Origin of the sequence: Anaerotruncus sp. AF02-27, assembly GCF_003465835.1 — a bacterium.
Taxonomy (GTDB): Bacteria; Bacillota; Clostridia; order Oscillospirales; family Ruminococcaceae; genus Anaerotruncus; species Anaerotruncus rubiinfantis.
Genome location: NZ_QSBX01000008.1, coordinates 83,552 through 90,795 on the forward strand (window position 1 = coordinate 83,552; position 7,244 = coordinate 90,795).

At 58.7% G+C, this 7,244-nt stretch carries 6 protein-coding genes; all 6 read right to left on the reverse strand.

All coding sequences use genetic code 11. The features are described from left to right. Positions 1-106: 106 nt before the first annotated feature. The 6 genes from sdaAA to DWV16_RS08520 all read right to left on the reverse strand — a co-directional run bounded on the left by sdaAA (position 107) and on the right by DWV16_RS08520 (position 7,184). Positions 107-1,039, reverse strand: a complete 933-nt coding sequence (sdaAA, locus tag DWV16_RS08495; RefSeq protein ID WP_066458483.1) for an L-serine ammonia-lyase, iron-sulfur-dependent, subunit alpha — start codon at positions 1,037-1,039, stop codon at positions 107-109. A gap of 14 nt (positions 1,040-1,053) precedes the next feature. Then, entirely contained in the window at positions 1,054-1,719 is a 666-nt protein-coding gene (gene sdaAB / locus DWV16_RS08500) for an L-serine ammonia-lyase, iron-sulfur-dependent subunit beta (protein ID WP_370218970.1), read from the reverse strand. 220 nt (positions 1,720-1,939) lie between these two features. Next, positions 1,940-3,085 carry a glycerate kinase gene (locus DWV16_RS08505; RefSeq protein WP_066458481.1) on the reverse strand — a complete coding sequence of 382 codons (1,146 nt, stop codon included), beginning with the start codon at positions 3,083-3,085 and terminating at the stop codon, positions 1,940-1,942. Positions 3,086-3,292: 207 nt separating this feature from the next. Then, positions 3,293-4,546 carry an ABC transporter permease gene (locus DWV16_RS08510; protein ID WP_118478723.1) on the reverse strand — a complete coding sequence of 418 codons (1,254 nt, stop codon included), beginning with the start codon at positions 4,544-4,546 and terminating at the stop codon, positions 3,293-3,295. Beyond that, positions 4,543-5,592, reverse strand: coding sequence for an ABC transporter permease (locus DWV16_RS08515; RefSeq protein ID WP_118478725.1), 1,050 nt, complete (start codon positions 5,590-5,592; stop codon positions 4,543-4,545). Before DWV16_RS08515 ends, DWV16_RS08510 begins: the two co-directional genes overlap by 4 nt. Beyond that, positions 5,589-7,184: a sugar ABC transporter ATP-binding protein gene (locus DWV16_RS08520; protein WP_341423443.1), complete on the reverse strand. Its 1,596-nt coding sequence runs from the start codon at positions 7,182-7,184 to the stop codon at positions 5,589-5,591. The genes DWV16_RS08515 and DWV16_RS08520 overlap by 4 nt, the downstream gene beginning before the upstream one ends. Between the last annotated feature and the right edge of the window lie 60 nt (positions 7,185-7,244).

The window sequence follows — 7,244 nt, forward strand, 5'->3', positions numbered from 1 at the left end:
GTATACAATCAGGCCGGATTTTCTTCCAGCCATATATATATGAATTATAGCACATTTCGGCTCCCTTTGAAAGGGCCCCCGAAAAAGATTCCTCATTGCCATGCTATTACGGCATGCACCTTCCACAACTGCCGCAGCCGCCTGCGCGCGGCAGGTCCGAATCTCCGAAAACCTGGCCGGCAAGCCGTTTTCCGGTCGGCGTGGCGGCCAGCCCGCCTTCGGCGGTTTCCTTGAGCGCGGGCTCCATCGCGTCTCCCACCCGCTTCATGGCGCCGATCACTTCATCGGCCGGTATTGCGCTGCCGATACCCGCCAGCGCCAACTCTGCCGCAGCCAACGCGTTCGCCACACCGGCGGCATTGCGCTTGATGCAGGGAATTTCCACCAGTCCCGCCACCGGGTCACACACCAGGCCAAGCACATTTTTCAGCGCAATGGCCACCGCGTCGGAAACCTGCTGCGGCACGCCGCCCGCAAGCTCAACCAAGGCGGCTGCTGCCATCGCGGAAGCGGAACCGCATTCTGCCTGGCATCCCCCCTGCGCGCCGGCAAGCGACGCTTTGTTTGCGATCACCATACCGACCGCCGACGCAGTAAACAGCGCCATCACGCAGTCGCGTTTGGGCAGGCTGCGCGCCTCTTTGAGCGAAAGGATCGCTGCGGGCAGAATCCCACAGGACCCAGCGGTCGGCGCGGCCACGATCCTTCCCATCGCGGCGTTCAGTTCGGAAACAGCCAGCGCCTTGGTCAACGCGCTGCCAAACAGCCCGCCGCAAAGCGTTTTTTCCGCCTCCACAGCCCTTTGCATCTTATGGGCGCTCCCACCGGTCAGTCCGCTGGCCGAGCGGAGTCCCGGCGCACAACCTTCCCGAACCGATGCGGCCATCACATCGAGGTGGTTTTCCATCTGGGAAAAAACTGCTTCCTCGGTGCTTTCCAGCTCCTTTGCCTGCTGCGCAAGTACAAGCCGTGAAAGTTTTTCCCCGCTTTCCTGTGCCGCGCTCACAAGCCCTGCGATCGAATCATAATGTATATCCATTTCTTTCTCCTTTGTCAAATCGGCTGCAGCATGGTGGAACCGATGACGTTTGGCAGCTGCCGGATACAGGCGTTCAGCTCCTTGCCCACCTGCCCATCCACCTCTATAGTCATAACCGCCGTGCCGCCTTTCTGTTCGCGGGAAAGCCGAAAATTGCAGATATTGACCCCAAGGCTTGCAATCAATTCGGTGACTTGGGCGATGGTCCCCGGCGCGTCCCGATGCAGGACAATCAGAGTGGCGTATTGGCCGGTGATCTCAACCGGCATCCCATTGACTTCAGTGATCAGGATATTTCCGCCGCCGACCGACGCACCCTGTACCCGCACTTGACCTCCGTTTTCCCCGATCAGTATGATCAGCGCGGTATTGGGATGCGCGTTTTCGAAAAACTCCGGCCGGATCGAAACCTCCAGGCCCTGTTCCTTCGCCAGTTCAAGGCTTTTGCGGATACGCGGATCGTCGGGCTTCATGCCCATGATACCCGCCACCAGCGCTTTGTCGGTTCCATGCCCTTTATAGGTTTTGGCAAATGAGCCATGCAGGCGGATGTCGGCCCGCACCGCTTTCTCGCCCAGCAGCGCGTAGGCAATTCGCCCAATACGCGCCGCGCCCGCTGTGTGGGAACTGGAAGGCCCTATCATCACTGGGCCGACGATATCAAACACCTTCAAAACCATCCCGCCATTTCCCTGAATTTTTTGTCTATGATCCCGCACACTTCATGTGTGCGGGATCATGGCGCATCAGGACAGCAGCGCCAAAGGCGCGAATCGTCCTGCGTATAAGCCGGTGGAATAACTGCTCTGCGGCTATTGTACCACAATAAAAGGGAATTAACAGTATCTGGAGGCATAAAAAGAGCGCGGGCTGCCAAGTTGCCCACGCTCTTTTTCCTATTTATCGGGCGGCCCGCGCTTCCACGCTTTTGATCAGCCGCAGGACGTCCTCAAACGCTCCCTGGAAATCCTGCCTGCTGCGGGTGCGCGCCACCGAGAAGGGCACCGCCACCCGGTTGATCGAAAAGATCGCTGTAACGCCCATATCGTAAGCGCCTGCCGCATCGTCTCCCACGTCGCCCACAATCGCGTAAACCGGCACCCCCTGTTTCTGCGCGCGGCGGGATACGCCGATGACCACCTTGCCACGCAGGGATTGGCTGTCGATCTTGCCTTCTCCGGTGAAAACCGCATCCGCATCGGCAATCACACGGTCGAACCCGACAATGTCAAGCACCGTCTCGATGCCGGACTTGAGCTTGCCGCCCAGGAAAGCAACCACACCCGCGCCGAACGCGCCTGCCGCGCCCGCGCCGGGCAGCTGTGCGACGCTCTCAATGCCGAGCGCCTTCTGCATAATCTTGTCGAGCGCCACCAGTTTGGCGTCAAGGAACTTCACCATTTCCTCATCCGCGCCCTTCTGCGGCCCAAAGATATACGCCGCGCCGGTCACGCCGTGCATCGGATTTTCAATGTCACACATAACGGTGATATCCACGCCGGAAAGCAGTTTCTTTGCCGCCGAAAGATCGATTGCCGCAATCTTGTCAAGCGTACCGCCGACAGGGACGAATTCGCTGCCCTGCGCATCGGTGAAACGCACGCCCAGAGCCGCCGCGCAGCCGCAGCCACCGTCGTTGGTGCAGCTTCCGCCCAATCCCAGAATCACCTGCTTGGCTCCGTTCTCGACCGCGTGCTTCACCAGCTCGCCCACTCCGTAGGTGGTGGTACCCACCGGGTCCTTGCAGTCCTCCACCATCGGCAGGCCCGCCGCGGCCGCCATTTCCACCACCGCAAGGTCGCCGAAGCGGCCATAGAAGCTGTCAACCGGCTTCATAAACGGGCCGTTTACCCGCACCGCGATCTTTTCGCCCTGCATCGCATGTAAAAAGCACTCCACTGTGCCTTCGCCGCCGTCCGCAACCGGAAGCGTGACCACTTCGCAGTCCGGAAAAAACTTCCTTACCTTGTCGGAGGCCAGGTCGCAGATTTCAATCGAATCCAGCGACCCTTTGAACGAATCGGGGATCACCACACACTTTTTCATTGGTTTGACTCCTTCCACACTTCTTCACACTTTTAAAAGAACCCCCGCCGCCAACACGGCTTTTGGTCTTTAATCCCATTATAACACACCAAACCTGCTTTGAAATTGTGTCAGGAACCAAAAATTCACCAGTTTTTGTGGCAATACGAACATACCAGGACATACAGAGGAAAGCGCCCCGGCCTTTGGCCGGGGCGCTTTCCTCATTCAAAGGAGCTTATTCTTTTCACGCTGCTGCACAACCTTTTTCCAAGCGTAAAGCGCCAGCGTCACCGCGATGATGCCGTATGCGATAAACACCCGGAAATATTCGCCGATCTCGGCGCTGCCGAACAGGTTCTTGCCCGCCATCGGGGAGACGTTAAAGAGCAGGTGGAAGAGCACCGTCCCCATCAGCGCCTGCCCAACCGTGGCTTTCGAGACCGCCGCGCCGCCAATCAGCAGCGCCGCCGCCGAAAACATGCCGACATTTTCGTGCGCATTGTAAGTGGAAAGATTGCCGAGGTTCTGCAAAAAAATGATCTGTCCGAGCGCCGCGATCACCGTCGAAATACAAATGGCGATGATACGGGTACGGTTGACATCGATGCCCGCCACAGCCGCGACCCCCATGTCCTGTCCAACCGCGCGCATCTCCTGACCCAGCTTGGTCCTCAAAAACGCGGGGATCAGCAGGCACAGTCCCGCGATCAAAAGAAACGGCGCCATCGGAATCTTTACCAGCATCTGATAGGAGGCAAACTGCGGCAGTCTGCCTCCCACCAAACCGAACACGGTTACGGTCCCCCAGAGCACGGTTATGGAAATGCGTCTCCTGACACGATTTTGCGGCCGCAGAAGACGGATTGCGTTCACCGCAAGCAGCAGCGCGCCAAGCAACGTGATGCCGGTGAATAGATCGACCTTCCAGAGGTTATCAAGCGCGTATTTCATATTTCCAAGATCGATCGTATTGCGCACGCCGACCCCTGTGCCGAGCATGATTTCCGGTGCGTCAATCGGGAAGATCCCGCCGAGCGCGAACAGAAAGATAAACTGGTAGACGCCCGCCGCGAAAAAACCCAGGATCATGCTGGTGATCATCTCCTGCCCCTTCGTGCGGTTTAAAAGCAGGCCGGACAGCCATCCGAACAGCACGGCCAGTGGAATCGAGATCACCGCCGCGATAAAAACGGCGGTCATACCGGTCAATCCAATGACACAGACGATAAAAATAGCGGCCTGCCCGGCCATCGCCCCGAGCACGATGCCGAAGTTGAGACCCAAACCGGTGAGGATCGGGATGATCAGAGAAAGCACCAAAAAAGCATTGCGGTCGAAGCGCGCGACCACATCCATCAGAATGACAGCCGGATTCGAACCGGAAAAAAGGACGCCCAGAAGGCAAATTGCCGAAAAAAGGATTGGCACGATATTCGCAACCAGAAAGCGCTTGACTGCGCCGGATTTTGGACGATTCATTTTCCTTTCCCTCCCGTCTGCGAAAGCGCGTATAGGATGATGCCGTTTGAAACAATGATCCGGATGACCTCGGACAGGCTCCCCTCCGGCATCAGCTGGTTTGCGACGGGCAGCGCGATGGTGAGCAGCGCCTGGAACAGGAAGGTGCCGAGGATCACATGCGAAATGCGGATCTTCCCAGCCGACGCGCCGCCCAGCAGCACCGCCGCGACCGGCGCGAACGCCATATTGAGCGGCGCGTTATAGAGCTGGTAAAAACCAAAGCTCTGCGCATAGAAAATGATCCCAACCGCGCCGATCACCGTGGAAAGCACTGTGCCAACCATCCTGCTGCGGTCGACCGAGATTCCGCTTGCCGCCGCAAAGCGTGGATTATCGCCCGCGGCCTGCATGGAAATACCGGTTTTTGACCGGGTGAACAGCCACATCAGCAGGCACGCAAACAGTGAAAACAGGATGAGTCCCGTCGGGATCTTCACCCCGAATACGGTGAAGGAGAGGAAGTTGTTGAAGATGGCGTCATAGTTCCCGGCGAGCGCGATGGTTGAGCGCAGGCCCGATCCCTGCCCGCCGATCGGCCAGACCATCTCCGGCGACCGAAACGGGATCACCAGCCAGCCGATGCACATAAGCGATACGACCGAATAACCCACATAGGTGCCAACCACCATCTCAGAACCCTTGACCGCGTTTAAAAGTTTTCCGTAAAGCCAACCCGTCGCCGCGCCAATTGGCAGCGAAATGGCGATTGCCGCAAGGATTCCCGCCCAACCGAGAAGCCCCAGCTCGATACTGATCAGCCCGGCCAAAATGCCGCATAAGAGCCCGACCGGCAGGCCAAAGTTCATGCCGGTGCCGGAAAGCACCGCCGGCACCATCGCAAGCGACATGACCAGATTCATTCCGAACCGCACCAGCACGTCGGAGGTGAGTGTCGCAAGGTCCTGCCGCTGGAAAACCGCCGTCACGGTAAGCAGCAGCAAAAACGCCAGGATGATGAGGCGCGGAAGTCCCATCTTTTGAATCATCAATTTCGGATTGTTCATTGCGCGCCTCCTTTCCCGGTGCTGCCGGACATCGCAAGCCCAAACGCCGCGTCCGCATCGTCCGGCCGCAGGACGCCCGCCAGTTTTCCGCCGGTTATGATCGCGATCCGGTCGCAGACCAGCCGCAGTTCAGCCAGCTCCGACGATGTCATGATGACCGTGAGCCCTTCATCCTGGTTGAGTTTCACGATCGTGTCAAGCACCAGGCTTTTCGCGCCCACGTCGATTCCGCGGGTCGGTTCCGAGATGAGCAGCACATCCGGGCCGAGCAGCAGGGCCCGCGCGATGCAGACCTTCTGCTGGTTTCCGCCCGAAAGGCGGCGCACCGGCTGGGCGGGCCCAGTACAGCGGATGTCGAGCTCCTGAATATACCGATTTGCGGTTTCACGTACCGCGGCCATATCGAGCTGGCTCAGGACGCCCACCCCTTTCAGAAACCGGTTCTGGTTCACGGCCGCCGGGATGACCATATTCAGTTCAATCGCGGTGTCCGGCAGCAGCCCAACGCCGCGCCGGTCCTCCGAAACAAAACTCAGCCCGGCGGCGATTGACGCTTTCGCATCGTTCAGCTTGAGCGGCTTTCCGGTGACAAGAACCTCCCCGTCCGCCGGATAAAGCCCCATGAGGCCATTGGCCACGCCGATCTTTCCCTGCCCGGCCAGACCGCCGAGGCCGAGGATTTCGCCTTTATAAACATCGAGGTCGATCCCGCGCACCATTTCGCCCGGCATCTGCACCCGGAAATTGCGCAGTGAAACCGAAATCTGCGACCGGTCTCCCGAATAGGCGCTTTCCTTTTGTTTAAGGTCAATCTTTCGGCCAACCATCAGCTCGGCAAGCTGCTCGATGGTGGTGTCCTCCTTGTTAAGCGTCCCGATCAGCGCGCCGTCGCGCATGATTGTTACCTTGTCCGCCGCATCGATCACCTCGTCGAGACGGTGGGTGATAAACAGAATCCCCACCCCGTCCTCCGCCAGCTTTTTCATCGCTTTGAGCAGGCTTTTCGCTTCGCTTTCGGTGAGCACAGCGGTCGGCTCGTCAAAGACGAGCAGGCGGGTGTTCTCCCGGTCGATTTCGCGCGCAATCTCAATAAACTGCATATATCCCACCGGAAGCCCCGCCACCGGTAGCTGTTCATCCACATCCATCCCCAGCCGGTCGAGCGCCGCACGCGCATCGGCCGCCATCTTTCCGGCGTCGAGCGTCTGCAGCTTTTGGCCGAACAGCATCCCGAGCAGTCCAGGTTTCAGCGGCTCACGGTTCAGCTTGATATTTTCCGCGATGGTGAATCCCGGGATCAGCATAAATTCCTGATGCACCATCCCAATCCCCAATTTCATCGCGTCGGATGGACTGCGCACCGCGACCGGCGCACCGCCAATCTCGACCGAGCCGGTAAAACCGCCTGTCTCATGGATCACCGGCATCCCGAAAAGGATGTTCATGAGGGTTGATTTGCCGGCGCCGTTTTCGCCGCAGAGCGCGTGGATCTCGCCAGGCATGACCTCAAGCGAGATGCCCTTGAGCACCTGGTTTCCATAATATTCTTTTTTGATATCCCTCATACGAAGGACGGGTGTGGTCTCCTGCAAAACGCATCGCTCCTGGCTTTGTTGGTTTTGTTAGAACGCGGGCCGCGGGAAAATTCCCGC